This is a genomic window from Silvimonas iriomotensis (genome assembly GCF_014645535.1).
GTDB lineage: Bacteria > Pseudomonadota > Gammaproteobacteria > Burkholderiales > Chitinibacteraceae > Silvimonas > Silvimonas iriomotensis.
The window spans coordinates 463,535-481,394 of the sequence record NZ_BMLX01000001.1; the positions used below are offsets into that span (position 1 = coordinate 463,535).

A 17,860-nucleotide genomic window follows, 5' to 3' on the forward strand; every position below is an offset into this window, starting at 1 on the left:
GTCGTATCCGGAATCTTGATACTAATCAATCAACTGCAGTAATTAGTGCCTGCTGGCAGCATTGCCGCCCCAAGGCCGGTCAGTCGCGGAAGTTCTGGAACTGCACCGGGTAGTCGGTAACCTGCTTGCGGATCACGGCGATGGCTTCTTGCAGGGTGTCGCGCTTGGCGCCGGACACACGTACTTCGTCGCCCTGAATGGCGGCTTGTACCTTGAGTTTGGAGTCCTTGATCAGTTTGACGATTTTCTTGGCTTCGTCCCCGCTGATGCCGGTGCGTACCGTAATGGCCTGTTTGACCTTGTTGCCCGACACTTTCTCGCTCTTGGCTTCATCCAGGCAGCGGATGTCGACGCCGCGCTTGGTCAGTTTGGCAGTCAGGATGTCCTTGACCTGTTCCAGCTGAAAGTCGTTGTCGGCAAAAATGGTCAGGACTTTCTCGGCTTGTTCCACGCGGGCGTCAGAGCCCTTGAAGTCAAAGCGGGTGCCGACTTCCTTGTTGGTTTGCTCCAGTGCGTTACGCACTTCCACGTCGTTGACTTCAGAAACGATATCGAAAGAGGGCATGTCGTACTCCTGCTGTTTTCAGTATGAAAGCCGGCGGCGATCAGTCCGGCGTTGTGTGGTGAAGAGACGGCATCATGGGCAGGTCGGTGACGCCGATATCCATGCCCAGTTGCGAGAACAGGGTGGTAACCTGGCCGCGGTGATGCGTCTGGTGATTGAAAAAGTGGCTGACGGCAATCCATGCCGGCATGTTCATTTGCTGGTGATACATGGCGCTGTACCAGCTCAATGGTGCCGCCAGCCAGGCATCGCTGACCGTACCGGCCCAGGTGTCGATGTGCTGGTCAGTTTGCTGGCGTAGCGCAAGCAGCGCCTCCCACGTGGGGCACACCAGCGCGTCGGGGCCGAAGTCGGGCAAAGGCTGGTTTTCAAAGCGCGCCAGCCAGTTCATGTCGCCACGCACCAGGTGATCCAGCGTGCCATGCACAGAGCCAAAAAACGCGCCGCGATCCGCTGTGCGCAATTCCTCGCCCAGCGTGTCTGCCATGGCGTACAGGCGCTCATTCATCCAGCGGTTGTATTGCGCCAGAAGACGGACTGCGGCGTTGGTGATCATGCGCGGGCACAGGTGGTTGATGTGGATACTGGATTTTAACGGCGTTTGCGGTCCGGCCAAAGTGCTAAAACCAGCCAGACCACAATGCAGGGTATCCAGACCAGGACAAACTCACTTTCCAGCGTGATGAGACCGCGTTCTGAAAAGAACCGCGCGCCAATGGGCGAGACCATGATCGGGTGGAGCCCGAAGAAAAAGCGTGCGTCGCTCAGTGGCCAGAAAAACGCCACGCCACGGCCGCCGTTAGTGAGCGCATCCATGACGGGATGGCTGAACACACATGCGGCCAGAATGGCCCAGTGACGCAGCAATGCGCCGTGCCGGCGTGCCAGCCACCCTGCCATCAAACCACCCAGCACCACGGCAAACAGCAGCGAATGCGTTGCGCCACGGTGGCCGTAGGGGCTGTCGTAGGCGATGCCGAACTTGAGGCCGATGGTGTCCAGGTCTGGCACCATGCTACCCAGCATGGCCAGCACATACAAAGGGCGCGAACGCCAGCGCTGGGGCAGCAACCGCACCAGCGTGGCGGCGACAACGGCGTGGGTGACAACAGTGGTCACGGCGGCTCCGGTAGATGTAAAAACGCCCGGCGCTGCACAGGCAGGCCGGGCGTCAGGACAGGCGTCAGCGCTTAGCCAAAGTGGCAAACGTAATGCAGGGTCTCGACCGTTTCGATATCAAAGCTGCTGTTGCCCGGCACGTTGAACGACTGGCCGCCAGTGTAGGTGACGGCTTCGCTTTCGCCAGCCAGTTTCACCACACATTTGCCGGCGATCAATTCCATGATTTCCGGGGCGCCGGTATTGAACACCAGTTTGGACGGCAGGATCACGCCCACGCTTTTGCGGGTGCCATCGGCCAGGATGACGGTGTGCGACACACACTTGCCATCGAAATACACATTGCCTTGTTTGACTACGGATACGTTATCGAATTGCTGGCTCATGAAGAGGCTCCAATGGGCAGGAAGGGCGCTGCTTATTTCTGCAGCACTTCAGTCAGAATGGTTTTGATAATGAAACCCAGCATGCCGAATCCCAGAACAAAAAACAGGATGACGGTGCCGAACTTGCCCGCGTTTGAATCCTTGGCCATGCGATAGATCACGAACCCCATGTAGATGATGAGGCCGGTGACCAGAATGGAGACGGACAACGTATCAAACGTGTCCTCAGGCATGTTCAGAAAAGAATCAAGTACGGACATGGCAGGCGGGAGTTCACGGTGATCAAGGTGGTTAGACCATCAAAACGGGCAGGGCTGAACGCCGCTGCCCGTTGCCGGAACGAGTCGTGGCTTAACGACCCTTTCTGGCCGCAATACGCATACGCAGGGCGTTGAGCTTGATGAAGCCGCCTGCGTCAGCCTGGTTGTAGGCGCCGCCGTCGTCATCAAAGGTGGCGATGGTCTGGTCGAACAGCGTGTCTTTGGAGTCGCGCGAGACGACCGATACGCCGCCCTTGTACAGCTTGACGCGGACCCAGCCATTGACCTGCTGTTGCGTGTGGTCGATCAGCACTTGCAGTGCCTTGCGCTCCGGGCTCCACCAGTAGCCGTTGTACACCAGGCTGGCGTAACGCGGCATCAGATCGTCCTTCAGGTGCGCAACTTCGCGATCCAGCGTGATCGATTCGATACCACGGTGTGCCTTCAGCAAGATGGTGCCGCCCGGGGTTTCGTAGCAGCCGCGGCTCTTCATGCCGACGTAACGGTTTTCAACCAGATCCAGACGGCCGATACCGTGCTTGCCGCCCAGCTCGTTGAGCTTGGTCAGCACTTGCGCCGGGCTCAGGCGTACGCCGTTGAGGGCAACCACGTCACCCTTTTCGAATTCCAGATCCAGGTATTCCGGTGCATCCGGCGCGGCTTCCGGGCTGACGGTCCAGCGCCACATGCTTTCTTCGGCCTCGGCCTTCGGGTCTTCCAGATGGCGACCTTCGAACGAGATATGCAGCAGGTTGGCGTCCATGGAATACGGCGCGCCACCGTTCTTGTGTTTCATATCGACCGGAATGCCGTTGGTTTCGGCATAGGTCAGCAGCTTTTCGCGGGACAACAGATCCCACTCACGCCACGGGGCCACTACTTTGACGCCCGGCTTGAGGGCGTAATAGCCCAGTTCGAAACGAACCTGGTCGTTACCCTTGCCGGTGGCGCCATGGCTCACGGCATCGGCGCCCACGGCGTTGGCGATTTCGATCTGGCGCTTGGCAATCAGCGGACGGGCAATCGAGGTGCCCAGGAGGTATTCGCCTTCGTACAGCGCATTGGCGCGGAACATCGGGAAGACGAAATCACGGGTGAATTCTTCGCGCAGGTCATCAATAAAGATGTGCTCAGGCTTGATGCCAAATTTCAGCGCTTTTTGGCGAGCGGGTTCCAGCTCCTCGCCCTGGCCAAGGTCGGCGGTGAAGGTCACCACTTCACATTGATAAGTGTCTTGCAGCCATTTGAGAATGACCGATGTATCAAGACCGCCAGAGTAGGCAAGCACCACTTTCTTTACGTCAGACATGGGGTAGATCCTTGATGAGGCAAGGTTGGAACATGGGTTGATGTCGATCCCGGATTCATTTTTCTGACCGGTACACTACGCGCGACTGTACACCGGACAACAGGGCGGGCCCTGTCATCGGCTTAACGCAAGGCGCGCGCCAAAGCTTAAAAACAGCGTGCCGGTCAACTTCTTCAATATCGTGGCAACCCACGCTCGGCCAGAAAGCTTCCTGGCGATATTGGCGCCGGCCAGAATCAGAAAACTGAGATACGACAAACTCAGGATTTGCACAGTGATGCCGAGGGCACCGAAGGTCAGCCAGATGTGCGGGTACGATGGATCGACAAACTGGGGAAAGAAAGCCATGAAAAAGATGATGGCTTTGACATTCACCAGCGAGATCGACATCGCCTGGCGATAAATATGACGGGCCGGGATGTCCAGATGGACTTCCTGTTCCCGTTTGTTGCTTCCAGCCAGGAGGAGCTTGATCCCCAGAAAGGCCAGATATGCGGCCCCGGCGTAACGGACGATATCGAACGCCACCGGATATGCATGCATTAATGATGCCACACCCAGCGCAGCGGCGAGCATCAGGACCAGATCACCGGTGAAAATCCCGGCGGCGGCGGCAAAGCCCGCCCGCACCCCGCGGCGCGAAGCCACGGAGAGCGCAAACAGCGAATTGGGGCCGGGCATCAGAATGATGGCTGTCGCGCCGGCCAGGTAGGTGAGGGGATCAGTTACGCCTAACACCGTCGTCCTTTAACCCTTGATTTCACCCAGAAGCAGATACTCGATCACGGCTTTCTGGGTATGCATGCGGTTTTCTGCTTCATCCCACACCAGCGATTGCGGGCCGTCGATGACTTCCGGGTCCACTTCCTCGCCACGATGCGCCGGCAGACAGTGCAGGAACACGGCATCTTTGCCGGCTTCAGCCATCAGCTTCTCGGTCACGCGGTAGTTCAGGAAGTCTTTCTTGCGTTGCAGGGTTTCGCGCTCGTAACCCATGGACACGCTCACGTCCGTGGTCACAATGTCGGCGCCGTGGGCGGCTTCGAACGGGTTGCGATACTGCTCGAAGATATCCTTGCCGTATTCAAGGCCGTCGAGCACGGTCATTTCATAGCCGGACGGGCAAGCGAGCTTGAGCTTGAAATTGAAGATCTTCGCGGCTTGCAGCCAGGTGCGGCTTACGTTGTTGCTGTCGCCAATCCAGGCGACGGTCTTGCCTTCGATCGAACCGTGGCGTTCTTCGTAGGTGAAGATGTCGGCCATGATCTGGCAAGGATGGTATTCGTTGGTCAGGCCGTTGATGACCGGCACGCGCGAGTTCTCGGCAAAACGCTCAATGATGCTTTGCTCAAAAGTGCGCACCATGACGATATCGGTCATGCGGCTGATGACTTGTGCGACGTCTTCAATCGGTTCGCCGCGGCCCAGTTGCGTGTCCTTGGATGCCATGAACATGGCGTGACCGCCCAGTTGCGCCATACCTGCTTCAAACGAAACGCGGGTACGGGTCGACGATTTTTCAAAAATCATGGCCAGCACGCGGCCAACCAGCGGCTGGTACAACTCGCCAGCTCGCAGTTTCTGCTTGAGCACGGCGGCGCGCTTGAACAGATACTTGTATTCGTCGTGGGAGAAATCCTTGAACTGCAGATAGTGTCGCATAGGGCACGCTGTTGCTGGCTGGAGGGCCCGCAATTGATTGAAAAAACAACCATTATTGTGCGCGAAGCGGCCAGGTGGCAAGTGCTGCGGGTTTGCTGCCCTGAAAGTGCTCGTCTGTCGGCTGAAACTCGGAGTGGCGGGCTGTCCCCGCGTAGACTGTAGAAACTTGATTTTGCGCAATTGTTACGCAGATATCGCCGGGTGGGTGGGGGCGATTGCTGATCGGCATAGCCGGATCAAAGTGATATCATGGCGGCCATTGGTTATGTAGTAAAAGTACGGGTTATTTGTGTTGTGACAATGCGCTGCAATTAAAATACCGGTATACTCACGTTTGAAACGTGCCAACGTAGATTAATCCCTGATATACACACAACATGATCTGTAATCCATACGAAATCGTCATCCAGGGGCTCACCAGCGACGGGCGTCAATTCCGCCCGAGTGACTGGGCAGAACGCCTCTCCGGTATCCTGTCTACCTTCGGTTTTGACCAGAAGCTCTCCTACGCACCTTATGTCCGCCCCATGGTGATGGACAACGTGCGCTGCGTCGCCGTAGACAAGCAACTGGAAAAACTCGACCCCCGCGTATTCCAGTTCATCATGGCGTTTGCCCGTGATAACGATCTCAAGGTTGTAGATTGCCGCGATCTGGTGGAGCAGCAGCAAGCCGCCGCCCAGGACGCCGAGCGCAAGGCCGGCTAAGTCCACCCGTTGTATCCTCCGGGGCCGTTCGGTCCCGTTTTCATCGGTTTTTTATTGTTGCGACGCACAACGCACGCTATGCTACGCCTTGTCACGGGCGTGCATGGGCGCGCCCACTGCTGCGCGGGACTTTTGCTGGTCGCCGGGCGTGCAGCACCTTATCGTCAGCAGGAGTAACTCGATGAAACTGAAGGATAAAGTTGCCATTATTACCGGTAGCGCCAGCGGCATCGGCCAGGCTACCGCGCTCAAGTTTGCTCAGGAAGGCGCCAAGGTTGTGGTCTGTGACCTGAACCGCGCGGGTGTCGATCAAGTGGTGTCCGAACTGGTTGCCATGGGTACCGAGGCGGCAGGCTTTCTGGTTGATGTGACCGACAAGGCAACGATTGCCGAGATGGTGGCCGGCGTGAAATCCCGTTTCGGCCGCATCGATATCCTGGTCAACAACGCCGGTATCGTGGCGGATGCGCAGCTGTTCAAGATGACTGAAGAACAGTTTGACCGCGTCATCGATATCAACCTCAAGGGCGTGTACAACTGCACCAAGGCCGTGATCGATACCATGATCGAACAAGGCCAGGGCGTGATCCTGAATGCCTCGTCCGTGGTGGGGGTTTATGGCAATTTTGGCCAGACCAACTACGCGGCGTCCAAGTTTGGCGTGATCGGGTTTGTCAAAACCTGGGCCAAGGAACTGGGCAAGAAGGGGATTCGTGCCAATGCCGTGTGCCCGGGTTTTGTGGCCACACCGATCCTGAACGCCATGCCTGAGAAAGTCATTCAGGCCATGGAAGACAAAGTGCCGATGAAGCGCATGGCGCGTCCGGAAGAAATTGCCAGCGTGTATGCGTTCCTGGCCAGCGATGAAGCCAGTTATATCAATGGCGCTGCCATTGAAGTGACGGGTGGTCTGACCCTGTAAGCGTTCTGCGCCCCAACAAAAAACCTCGCCGCGGCGAGGTTTTTTGTTGGTTATCTGCGGGCGGCAAGCCCGCAAACTGTGCGGTACTTAACCGTTGGCCGCCGCGCCTTCCCAGACAATGCGCCAGGTGCCGTCTTCGTTACGCCAGTACAGACGTTTGCGCATGCGGTTATCCAGGGCCTTGCTGCGGTAATCCTGGTCAAACGTGGCGACCAGCATGCCATCCTTGCCGCCGGTAAACAGGCTGATATTGGACAACACGATCTGCGCATCAAGGCGGGTTTGCGCCAGTGCGGTTTTCTGGCGGGTCCAGTTACTGATGTTCTGGCCGTCGCTATTGGTGAACGTCTTGCTGTAGTAGTTCAGATAGCTTGGCAAGTTGAGCGTTTGCCAGGATTGACGCCAGTGATCAATCAGGTTCAGCGCCGCGGTATGGCGCTGTTGCCATTGTTCAGTGGTCAGCCAGTCAATTCTGGGAACGATCACCACCGGGGTGACATCAATCTGCAGGTATTCCTGCACGCTGGCCAGTTCCGGATTGGTCAGGACCACGCAGCCGTTGGAGGCCTGCGGCGGGCGGGAGTAGGTGGCTGCCGGGCTGCCATGCAGCCAGATGCCATGCCCGGTCTTGCCCTCGCGCCGGTCCAGCTCGTTCGGGTAAGAAATCGGCCATGCGCCCACGCCATACAGATCGGCCTGGGTGCCAAAGGTTTTATCCAGTTGCGGCCGTGTCATGTGGCTGTCCACAAAGTAGACGCCCAGCGGCGTGCGCTGATCGCCCTCGCGGACTTTCTCGGTGCCCAGCTTGCCGACGGTCACGTAGTGATCGGTCACATATTTGGGGGTGCCGTTGTTGTTCTGGAACACAAACAGGCGCGATGCCGCAGCATCGACCAGGATGGCGTATTTCTGTTTGTCGGAGAACGACACCAGTTGCGCTGGCAGCAAGGTGACCGGAGGAGGGCTGGCTTCACGGCGGATGCGCACCAGTGCTTCACGGCGCAAGTCTTCCAGCTTGTCAGCGGCGCCGGCCGGCGCACCACCACCCATGGTATCGAGCTGGCCGGCCTGCATGGCATACAGGTCGGCAGACAACAAATAAGCCAGGTGGTAGTTGGGTTCCTTGGTCAGCAGGGCATCAACCGTTGCGCGCGCATCGGCCATCCGGTTGTCCCGGATGGCGTCGATGGCGGCGACGATCATTTGCTCTGGCGAACCCTGGGTAGCCGTACCTTTGATCTCTTGCAGCGGATGCAACTGGTAGGGAGCGACGATCGGCATGCGTGGTTGTGCTGCGGGCGCAAGTAGCAGCAAAGCCAGCAAACTGAGGATCAGCTTGCTCCAGTTGATGGTACGGGTCATTCAGTTAAATCGCTCAGGTACGCTCTTCGACGATCAGCCAGCGGCCGCCGCTCTTTTCCATAATCAGTGTTTTACCCGTGGAACGCGCCGACAGGCGATCCGACTTGTAAGACTGGCGGAATTTTACCCTGGCTGAATCACTGTCGGTAAATTCGATTTTGATATTTGAGACACTCACGTCGATGGACTTGGGTGAGCTGATGCGATCACGACGTTCTTTGGCCCATTCTGCATAAGATTGACCACCCGGCGCCTTGAAGTTACGGCTGTAGGCAGCAAGGTAGCCATTGACGTTCTGGCGCGACCAGGCCGCAGCCCAGCTGTTGACGGCGGCAATCACGGCGTCTTGTTCAGCGTTGCGCGGAGCAGACGCTTTTTCCGGCGCCGGGGTCGGCGTCGGGGTAGCCACGGGTGTCGGGGCAGCAGTTGGCGTCGGCTTGGGGGTCGGCGCCTGGGTGGGCTGCGGCGTCGGGGTCGGGCGTGGTGTCGCTACCGGGGTCGGGGCCGGGGTGGCTTTGGCCGGGGTGTTCTGGGCCAGTTTGGTACCGGCAGCAGACGGCGTGGCATGCGGTGCAATGCCCGGGTTGCTGCTGAACAGTTCGCGGACCAGGGTCAGCTTGCTTTGTACGTTCTGGTTGCCGCCTTCCAGTTGCAACGCCTTGTCGTAGGCTTGCGAGGCCATGCGGGCGTACAGGTCGCCCAGGTTCTCATGCGCAATGGCATACGACGGGTTGGTCTGTATTGCCATCATCAGCGCGGTGCGGGCTTTGTCCAGCTGGTTTTGCTGCGCGTACAGCACGGCCAGATTGTTATAAGGCTCCGGCAGTTGCGGATAGTCCTCGGTCAGCAAGGTAAAGGCCTTGATGGCCTCGTCATTGCGGCCCAGTTCAGTCAGCGCAATGGCGCGCAAGAAGCGGATCTGCGCGTCTTTGGGGTTTTTGACCAGGTAACTGTCGGCGCGATCGACCACCGATTTGTACTGGCGGGCCTTAAGCAGTTGCTGGATATCTTCGAAGTCGCCGGCGAGTGCGTGGCCGGCCATCATGCAGAAAATCAGAGAGAGAGCGATGTGTCGCAGGCTCATTGTGTATGGGTCCCGAAAAGGCGAGTAAATACCGAAGCTTGCGGATTCTAGCAAAACCGGCAGGTCGCTGCCCATGTACTTGCTGCCAGACGGGTACTTCAGGTGATTTCAGACGCGGCCTGAAGCCAGGCCTGATGCTTTGTGATACGACCCGCCAGGGCAGCATGGCAATCCTTGTTTGATAGTCTGTTTTGCTTTCGTTTGGCTACCTGTCATCCTGGTCAGGCGAGAACAGAGTGTGGCCGCGGTGCCACATGAACAAGGGCGACGTTTGTCCGGCTGGTTTGAAAATAGAACGAACGTTCTATATGATCAAGTCCGTACTTTTGTTTTCTGGACTTGATTGATCATGGACAAAGCCGCGCTTGCTTCGGTCTTGCAGCACCCGGCCATCTGGCAAGGGGACGGGCGTATGGCAAGCGCACCGGCCACCTTGCCCTCTGCCTTTGCGGCGCTGGATGCCGAGCTGCCCGGCGGCGGCTGGCCTTTGGGTGGTGTCGCGGAACTCTTGCTGATCCATGGCGCGGGCAGTGGTGAGCTCCCCTTGCTGTGGCCGGCGCTGGGGCAGATTGCCCGGGCACGGGAGGTGGTGTTGATTGCGCCACCGCAAGTACCTTATGCCCCGGCCTGGTTGCAGGCGGGTATCGATCCGGGCCGCACCTTGTGGTTGCAGCCGGCATCGGTGGCAGAGTCGCTCTGGGCCATGGAACAAGCCCTGCGTGAGCCGGCCTGTGGCGCAGTGCTGAGCTGGATACAAGGGTTTATTGATGACCGGGCTTGCCGCCGTTTGCAACTGGCGGCACGCAGCGGGCAGGGCTATGGCTTTTTGCTGCGGCCTGGACGCGGTCACAGCACACCTTCCCCGTTGCCATTGCGTTTGTCCGTGGCCACCACAGACGACGGCTGGCAAGTACAGATTCTGAAACGGCGCGGCTTGCCCCTGACGACGCCGGTCCGTTTGACGCGTCAGGAGGCCCGGCATGCTCTGGCTGGCTATCCATCTGCCGTTGCTGCCGCTGGAAATCTTTCCGCCACGGCACCACGGCTCACCCACTGAACCGGACCTGATCCGGCCACGCCTTGTGGTGATTGCCCAGGGCAGTGGCGAGCGCGTCATGCTGGCCGATGCCCTGGCCAGCGGGCTGGGTATCCGGCCGGGCATGAAGCTGTCTGCCGCATTTGCGCTGGCCAACGAGCTGGACATCTTTGTGCGCAAGCCAGAGGCAGAAACGCAGCAGATGAGCGTGCTGGCCGCCTGGGCTTTGCAATTCACGCCCACGGTGGTGATCGGCACCGCCAATACGCTGCTGCTGGATATCGGCGGCAGCCTGCGGTATTTCGGCGGCTTGCTGCGTCTGCGCGAGCTGGTCAGCCAGGGCCTGGCCGGCTTTGGTCTGACGGTCACCACCGGCGTTGCCCCCACGCCGCTGGCCGCAGGCTGGCGCGCGGCCTGCAACCGGCCGCGCGCCGTGCTGCAAGACAAAGACATCGGCTGGGCGCTGGCAGAGCTGCCACTGGCGGTGCTGCCCGTGCCTGATGCCACACTGGATGGTCTCTCTCAACTGGGCCTGAACACGCTGGCCGACGTCATGGCCTTGCCCCGTGCCGGTCTCAAGCGTCGCTTTGGCCAGGCGTTGCCCTTGTTGCTGGATCAAGCCACTGGCGAGGCGGCCGACCCGCGCGAGCCTTATACGCCGCCAGACCGTTTTGAATACGCAGTGGATCTGGATTACCCGGTCGATCATCTGGACACCTTTGCCATGGTCGGACAATGGTTGTTCGATGCCCTGGAGACGTTTCTCTCTGGCCGGGGCCTGGGCGTGCAGGAAGTCACCCTGCGGCTCAAGCATGAAGATATCGAACCGACTGCACTGGTGGTGCGCTTTGGTGTGCCCGGCCGGCGTGCCGCGCAGTTCATGTCGGTCTTGCAGGAACGGCTGGAACGGTACGAACTGGCCGCGCCCGCATTCACCGTGACACTGATTGCCGAGCAACTGCACCAGCTGGATGGCATGCCGTTGGGCTTGTTCGGGCATGAAGCGGGCGATGCCAATTTCCAGCTATTGCTGGCGCGGCTCTCGGCCCGGCTTGGGGAGGACGCGGTACGGGCGGTGGCCACGGTGGCAGATCACCGTCCTGAACTGGCCTGGCGCGTGGCCCGGCCCGGCGAGGCCAGCACGCCCTTGCCGGTGGGCGAACGGCCAGGCTGGCTGCTGGCCACACCCATGCGGCTCAGCGTGCGGGACGAGCGGCCCTGGTATGGCGAAACGCTGACGCCAGAAGGCTGGCCGGAACGCATTGAATCGGGCTGGTGGGATGAAAACCCCATCGCCCGTGATTACTACACCGCGCGCGGCACCTCGGGCCGGCGGTACTGGATCTGGTACGACCATACGCAACATGACTGGTGGCTGCATGGCATCTTCTGAGAGCACGGGCGCCTATAGCCTGACCACCTTGCCCGCGTATGCCGAGTTGCATTGTTTATCCAATTTCTCGTTCCAGCGCGGCGCCTCTCATGCCCAGGAGCTGGTCGAAAAAGCCCGGGAGCTGGGTTACACCGCGCTGGCCATCACGGACGAGTGCTCGCTGGCCGGCATTGTGCGTGCCTGGCAAGCCATCAAAAGCATGAAGGGCGATCCGCTCAAGCTGATTGTGGGTGCCGAATTCACCCTGGACGACGGGCTGAAGCTGGTGCTGCTGGCGCCAGACCGGCACGCCTATGGCGATTTGTCCGCCCTGATTACGCTGGGCCGCCGGGCCGCCACCAAGGGCGAATACCGCCTGACCCGTGATGAAGTTGCCAACCACGCGCGGGGCCTGCTGGCTTTGTGGATTCCACCAGAGCAACCAGAGATGCACGACGCCCAGTGGTTCCGGTCGGTGTTTGAAGATCGCGCCTGGATTGCCGTAGAACTACTGCAAGGCCCGGATGACGGGGGGCGTTTGCGGCAACTGCGCTGGTTATCCAGCCAGTCTGGTCTGCCCTGCGTCGCGGCGGGTGATGTCCATATGCACACGCGCTCACGCCGCGCCTTGCAAGATGTCATGACCGCACTGCGGCTGCACAAACCTGTGGCCGAATGCGGGCATGCGCTGTTTCCCAATGGCGAACGCCATTTGCGGCCGCGCCATCGGCTGGGGCTGTTGTACCCGCCGGAATTGCTGGCAGAAACCCTGCGTGTGGCCGAGCGCTGCACGTTTGATCTGGGCGAGTTGCGTTATGAATATCCGGATGAACTGGTGCCGGAAGGCAAGAGCGCGGCAGAGCACCTGGCAGCGCTGACCGCTGCCGGCCTGCTGGAGCGTTACCCGGGCGGTGTGCCAGAGAAAGTGCAAAAGCAGGTAGAGCACGAACTGGACATCATCCGGATCAAACAATACGAGCCGTATTTCCTCACCGTGCATGACATTGTCCAGTTTGCCCGCAACAAGGGCATCTTGTGCCAGGGACGGGGCTCTGCCGCCAATTCTGCGGTGTGCTATGTGCTGGGCATTACGGCGGTCGATCCGGCGCTGGGTAATTCCTTGTTCGAGCGGTTTATTTCGATTGAACGCGATGAGCCGCCTGATATTGACGTGGATTTCGAACACGACCGGCGCGAAGAAGTCATCCAGTACCTGTACACCCGATACAGCCGGGATCGTGCCGCGCTGGCTGCCACCGTCATCACGTATCGCCCCAAATCCACCTTGCGCGATCTGGGCCGCGCGCTGGGGCTGGCCACCGATCAGCTCGACCGTCTCTCCCGCAATCTGTCCTGGTGGGACCAGCGCGAAGAACTGCCGCTGCGGCTGGTCGAAGCTGGCCTGGACCCGGCGAATCTGTCTGTGCAGCTGATGCTCAAGCTCACCGATATCCTTCTGGGTTTTCCCCGGCATTTATCCCAGCACGTGGGCGGATTTGTGATCACCCGCGGGCCCGTCAACCGCCTGGTGCCAGTAGAAAACGCCAGCATGAAAGACCGTACCGTCATCCAGTGGGACAAGGATGATCTGGATGCCATGGGGCTGTTGAAGGTCGATGTACTGGCGCTGGGCATGCTCAGCGCGCTGCGGCGTTCCATGAATCTGGTCACCGCCTTGCGCGGCACCCCGCAACTGACGCTGGCCAACATGCCCAAGGAAGACCCGCTGGTGTACCAGATGATGAGCCGGGCCGACACCGTAGGCGTGTTCCAGATCGAGTCGCGCGCGCAGATGTCGATGCTGCCGCGCTTGAAGCCGAACAAGTTCTACGATCTGGTGATTGAAGTGGCGATTGTGCGGCCCGGCCCGATCCAGGGAGGCATGGTGCACCCGTATCTGAAACGCCGTAACGGGCAGGAAGCCATTGAACCCATGACGCCAGCCGTGGCCCAGGTCCTGGATCGCACCTGCGGCGTGCCCATTTTTCAGGAACAAGTCATGAAACTGGCGCAAGTGGCAGCCGGTTTTTCTGCGACGGAGGCGGATGGCTTGCGGCGCGCCATGGCGGCCTGGCGCCGCACGGGCAAGCTGGAAGTCTACAAACAGAAATTGATGGATGGCCTCAAAGACAATGGGTACTCCGAGGAATTTGCCACCCGGTTATACAACCAGATCAAGGGGTTCTCAGAGTACGGTTTTCCGGAATCGCACGCCGCCAGCTTTGCCTTGCTGGTCTACGCCAGCGCCTGGCTCAAATACCATGAGCCCGCCGCCTTTCTGTGCAGCATGCTCAATTCATTGCCCATGGGCTTTTACAGCGCATCGCAACTGATTCAGGACGCCCAGCGCCACGGTATTGAAGTGCGGCCGGTGGATGTCCAGCACAGCGACTGGGATTGCACGCTGGAAGAGACGGACCGCCCGCAGCCCGTAGTACGGCTGGGCATGCGGCAGATCAAGGGCTTGAATGAAACGGCCGTGATAGATCTGGCCCGCCTGCGGCCGGCCGCCGGGTTTGAATCTGTCGCCCAGGTGCAAAAATTGTTGCGGCTTGATACCCGCGACATGACAGCGCTGACTGAAGGCGGGGCTTTTGAAACCCTGGCCGGGCATCGCCGGCAGGTCTGGTGGCAAGCGGCTGCCATTGATACCGAGCACGATCTGGCCTGGTCTGAAACCGACGGCTTGTTCCCGGACTTGCCGGCCGCAACGCTGGGGCAGGATATCTCTGCCGACTACCGCAGCCTGCGCTTGTCGCTGCGTGCGCATCCCTTGTCGCTGCTGCGGGAACGCCTGCGCCGGGAGAAACTGGTCAACGCGGCTGAACTGAAGTGCATGGCGCATGGCCGGCTGGTGAAAGTGTGCGGCATTGTGGTTGGCCGTCAGCGGCCAGGCACGGCCAATGGCGTGGTGTTTGTGACGCTGGAAGACGAGACCGGCAATGTCAACGTGGTGGTCTGGCAGAAAGTTGGTGAAACCTTCCGCAAGGCCTTGCTGGGATCCCGGCTGATGGTGGTGTATGGCGAAGTGCAGCATGTAGACGGCGTGTTGCATGTCATCGCGCGGCGGCTGGAAGATAGAAGCGCACTGTTGGGCAACCTGTTCACGCGCAGCCGCGATTTCCATTAGCACTGCACCCAGGTCTTGCCTGGCACAAACCCGTCCACACAATCTGCACACCTCACACCTCACACCTCACACCTCACACCTCACACCTCACACCTCACACCTCACACCTTATTCATTCCGCATATCGCATATGCTCACTTTTGCTAATGGCAAGGATGCAAACAGCAAGTAAAATGCGCGCATCATTTGTTATTTGTTAGCCGGAGCACGCCATGCAACTCACCGTCGTTGACCACCCGCTGGTGCAACACAAACTCGCCCTCTTGCGTGCGGAGGACACGAGTACCAACAAATTCCGGCTGTTGACCGAAGAACTGGCCCGTTTGCTGGCTTATGAAGCCACCCGCGATCTGGAACTGGAACCCAAGACCATCCAGGGCTGGTGCGGCCCGATTGAAGTCAAGCAGATCAAAGGCAAGAAACTGACCGTGGTGCCCATTTTGCGTGCCGGTATCGGCATGCTCAACGGCGTGCTTGATCTGGTGCCTTCGGCCAAGATCAGCGTGGTCGGTCTGGCCCGCAATGAAGAAACGCTGCAACCAGAGCCGTATTTCGAGAAATTTGTTGGCGATCTGCATGATCGCCTCGCCATCATCATTGATCCGATGCTGGCAACTGGTGGCTCGCTGGTCGCCACCATCGAGATGCTCAAGCGCAAGGGTTGCAAAGACATCAAGGCCGTCGTCATGGTGGCCGCGCCTGAAGGCGTGAAGCTGGTGAACGAGGCGCATCCGGACGTACAGATTTATGCTGCGGCGCTCGATAGCCACCTCAACGAGCATGGCTATATCATCCCGGGGCTGGGCGATGCCGGGGACAAGATTTTCGGTACTGTGAACAAGCCGTAAGGCAGCCAGTGAGAGAGATGACAAGGCCGGGAGATATCCCGGCATTGTTTTGTACGGGGCCGCTATCCGTGGCCACCGTTTCGGGAAACCCCAAAATCAATTAAATCAGGAAGGGGATTACATGTTTTCAGGGATCAAGCAATTCATATCAGGCGCGCAGATTCTGTTCGTCGCCTTTGGCGCGCTGGTGCTGGTACCGCTGCTCACCGGCCTGAACCCGGCCATGGCGCTGCTGGGTGCCGGCGTGGGCACCTTGATGTTCCAGTTGCTGACGGGCCGCCAGGTACCGATTTTTCTGGGCTCGTCGTTCTCGTTCATTGGCCCGATCATTTTTGCCATGCAAACCTGGGGCCAGGGCGCTACGCAGTTCGGCCTCTTTTTTGCCGGTTTCATGTATTTCGTCATTGCTGCCGTTGTGAAATGGCGCGGCATGTCGCTGATTGAGCGCCTGTTGCCGCCGGTCGTGATCGGCCCGGTGATCATGGTGATCGGTCTGTCGGTGGCCGTGGCCGCGTCGGGCATGGCCATGGGGCAGGGCGGTGGCAAGCAACTGGTTGAATACGGCCCGTCCATTTTCCTCGCTGCTGTGTCGCTGGCGACCACCATTGTCGTGGCCGTGTTTGCCGGTGGCATGCTGCGCCTCGTGCCGATTCTCTCTGGCGTGATCGTGGGCTATATCGTCGCCGCGTTCATGGGCGAAGTGAACTTTGCCGGCGTGATCGCTGCGCCGTGGTTTGCCGCACCGCACTTTGTACACCCGGAAGTGAACTGGGCTGCCGCCGTGTTCATGCTGCCGGTGGCCATTGCCCCGACCATTGAACACATTGGCGCCGTCATGGCCGTGGGCAAGGTAACGGGCAAGGACTACACCGCCAAGCCTGGCTTGCACCGCACGCTGACTGGCGACGGTCTGGGCGTTTGTTTTGCCGGCCTGATCGGCGGCCCGCCCATTACCACGTACTCTGAAGTGACCGGCGCGCTGATGATTACCCGCAACTTCAACCCGGTGATCATGACCTGGGCGGCTGTGCTGGCCATCATCCTGGCCTTCTTTGGCAAGTTCAATGCCATCCTGCAGTCGATTCCGCTGCCAGTCATGGGCGGCATCATGGTGCTGCTGTTCGGCACCATCGCCAGCATTGGCCTGAAGACGCTGATCGATGCCAAGGTAGACCTGATGTCTCCGCGCAATCTGGTGATTGTGGCGGTGATCCTGACCTGCGGGATTGGTGGCCTGACGCTGAAACTGGGCGCGCTGAATCTGGCGGGCGTGGGGTTGGTGAGTATTCTGGCGATTATCCTGAATCTGATTCTGCCGCAGGATAAGCAGAAGGATGGGATTGTTGAGGGGCAGGATGTTTGAGGCAGTACTTAGGTCGTGGTTGGTTGGAACAGGGAGCCTGGCTTGATTGCCGGGCTTTTTGTTTTTTGGGGTGGGGGTGGTGCGGGCAGGGGGGAGTGGGTTGTTTGTCTACTTTGTTGTTCTGGCGGGGGCTGGAATCCGGTCTGGTGTCTGGCTTTCTGTTGGGGCCAGAGCGGGTGAGTAGGGTGGATTCGGAGCGGGAGCGACAATCCACCATTGCGGCGTGTGTGTTAGCGCCTGACGGCGCGGGTGTTTTGATACCGGCGGTGGCCGGAGCACGTTACTTTTCTTTGCTTCGCCAAAGAAAAGTAACCAAAAGAAAGGCGACCCCTGCGACGGCGCCCACTACGTGGGTTTCCTGTGCTTCTCGCGAAGTCCGGCTGGCTGCGGGAACTCGCTTCGCTCAAACACCCCTCCGCCGAAACCCCGGACTTCGCTGCGATGCTCGGCGCAGTCAAGGGGGCTAAGGTCAAAAGCAGCCACAACTGCAACCGCAACCGCAACCGCAACCGCAACCCCAAATCCCGCAAACCTGCCGTTCGCAAGAATGATCGGTTTACCTCACCACTTCGTCATTCCGGCGAAGGCCGGAATCCAGTTGCAATGCTTGAAGTGGTAGAGGCGCGTCATAAGCACTCCCAACCCCACAAACCACTATTCGCAAGAATGACTAGCGTGCCCCACCCCGTCGTCATTCCAGATCTCGGTGGCCCTCTTGGCCGGAGTCCGGCTGCA

Annotated in this window: 17 protein-coding genes; 7 read left to right on the top strand and 10 right to left on the bottom strand. The window is 59.5% G+C overall.

Annotated features, from left to right (window positions below; translation table 11 throughout):
* Positions 1-79: 79 nt before the first annotated feature.
* The 8 genes from IEX57_RS02080 to argF form a co-directional block, all read right to left on the bottom strand.
* A complete protein-coding gene (locus tag IEX57_RS02080) occupies positions 80-565 on the bottom strand; it encodes a YajQ family cyclic di-GMP-binding protein (protein WP_188701842.1) in 486 nt (161 codons plus the stop codon).
* A 40-nt stretch (positions 566-605) separates the two neighbouring features.
* A complete protein-coding gene (locus tag IEX57_RS02085; protein WP_188701844.1) occupies positions 606-1,121 on the bottom strand; it encodes a DinB family protein in 516 nt (171 codons plus the stop codon).
* Positions 1,122-1,156: 35 nt separating this feature from the next.
* On the bottom strand, positions 1,157-1,684 hold the full coding sequence (locus IEX57_RS02090) for a metal-dependent hydrolase (RefSeq protein ID WP_188701846.1): 528 nt from the start codon (positions 1,682-1,684) through the stop codon (positions 1,157-1,159).
* A 71-nt stretch (positions 1,685-1,755) separates the two neighbouring features.
* Positions 1,756-2,070: a pyrimidine/purine nucleoside phosphorylase gene (gene ppnP / locus IEX57_RS02095; RefSeq protein WP_188701848.1), complete on the bottom strand. Its 315-nt coding sequence runs from the start codon at positions 2,068-2,070 to the stop codon at positions 1,756-1,758.
* A 32-nt stretch (positions 2,071-2,102) separates the two neighbouring features.
* Positions 2,103-2,330: a DUF2788 domain-containing protein gene (locus tag IEX57_RS02100; protein WP_229708609.1), complete on the bottom strand. Its 228-nt coding sequence runs from the start codon at positions 2,328-2,330 to the stop codon at positions 2,103-2,105.
* Between the two features lie 91 nt (positions 2,331-2,421).
* Complete coding sequence (locus IEX57_RS02105) at positions 2,422-3,639, bottom strand: argininosuccinate synthase (protein ID WP_188701850.1); 1,218 nt, start codon at positions 3,637-3,639, stop codon at positions 2,422-2,424.
* Between the two features lie 114 nt (positions 3,640-3,753).
* A complete protein-coding gene (gene leuE, locus IEX57_RS02110; protein WP_188701852.1) occupies positions 3,754-4,377 on the bottom strand; it encodes a leucine efflux protein LeuE in 624 nt (207 codons plus the stop codon).
* Between the two features lie 9 nt (positions 4,378-4,386).
* On the bottom strand, positions 4,387-5,301 hold the full coding sequence (gene argF / locus IEX57_RS02115) for an ornithine carbamoyltransferase (RefSeq protein ID WP_188701854.1): 915 nt from the start codon (positions 5,299-5,301) through the stop codon (positions 4,387-4,389).
* 377 nt (positions 5,302-5,678) lie between these two features.
* On the opposite strand from argF, the gene IEX57_RS02120 reads away from it, so the two are divergent.
* Both IEX57_RS02120 and fabG read left to right on the top strand, forming a co-directional pair.
* Positions 5,679-6,008, top strand: coding sequence for a DUF3579 domain-containing protein (locus IEX57_RS02120; protein ID WP_188688533.1), 330 nt, complete (start codon positions 5,679-5,681; stop codon positions 6,006-6,008).
* 181 nt (positions 6,009-6,189) lie between these two features.
* Entirely contained in the window at positions 6,190-6,930 is a 741-nt protein-coding gene (gene fabG, locus IEX57_RS02125; RefSeq protein ID WP_188701855.1) for a 3-oxoacyl-ACP reductase FabG, read from the top strand.
* 87 nt (positions 6,931-7,017) lie between these two features.
* Here the strand turns inward: fabG and IEX57_RS02130 are convergent, their stop codons facing one another.
* Together IEX57_RS02130 and IEX57_RS02135 are read right to left on the bottom strand one after the other, a co-directional pair.
* On the bottom strand, positions 7,018-8,292 hold the full coding sequence (locus IEX57_RS02130; RefSeq protein ID WP_188701857.1) for a L,D-transpeptidase family protein: 1,275 nt from the start codon (positions 8,290-8,292) through the stop codon (positions 7,018-7,020).
* A gap of 13 nt (positions 8,293-8,305) precedes the next feature.
* Entirely contained in the window at positions 8,306-9,376 is a 1,071-nt protein-coding gene (locus IEX57_RS02135; RefSeq protein WP_188701860.1) for a nuclear transport factor 2 family protein, read from the bottom strand.
* Positions 9,377-9,725: 349 nt separating this feature from the next.
* On the opposite strand from IEX57_RS02135, the gene imuA reads away from it, so the two are divergent.
* The 5 genes from imuA to IEX57_RS02160 all read left to right on the top strand — a co-directional run bounded on the left by imuA (position 9,726) and on the right by IEX57_RS02160 (position 17,125).
* Positions 9,726-10,433, top strand: a complete 708-nt coding sequence (gene imuA, locus IEX57_RS02140; RefSeq protein ID WP_188701862.1) for a translesion DNA synthesis-associated protein ImuA — start codon at positions 9,726-9,728, stop codon at positions 10,431-10,433.
* Positions 10,357-11,805 carry a Y-family DNA polymerase gene (locus IEX57_RS02145; protein WP_188701864.1) on the top strand — a complete coding sequence of 483 codons (1,449 nt, stop codon included), beginning with the start codon at positions 10,357-10,359 and terminating at the stop codon, positions 11,803-11,805. The genes imuA and IEX57_RS02145 overlap by 77 nt, the downstream gene beginning before the upstream one ends.
* Positions 11,792-14,914 carry an error-prone DNA polymerase gene (locus tag IEX57_RS02150; RefSeq protein ID WP_188701866.1) on the top strand — a complete coding sequence of 1,041 codons (3,123 nt, stop codon included), beginning with the start codon at positions 11,792-11,794 and terminating at the stop codon, positions 14,912-14,914. The genes IEX57_RS02145 and IEX57_RS02150 overlap by 14 nt, the downstream gene beginning before the upstream one ends.
* Before the next feature lie 212 nt (positions 14,915-15,126).
* Positions 15,127-15,762 carry a uracil phosphoribosyltransferase gene (gene upp / locus IEX57_RS02155; RefSeq protein WP_188701869.1) on the top strand — a complete coding sequence of 212 codons (636 nt, stop codon included), beginning with the start codon at positions 15,127-15,129 and terminating at the stop codon, positions 15,760-15,762.
* A 121-nt stretch (positions 15,763-15,883) separates the two neighbouring features.
* Positions 15,884-17,125, top strand: coding sequence for a uracil-xanthine permease family protein (locus tag IEX57_RS02160; RefSeq protein ID WP_188701871.1), 1,242 nt, complete (start codon positions 15,884-15,886; stop codon positions 17,123-17,125).
* Positions 17,126-17,860: the final 735 nt, after the last annotated feature.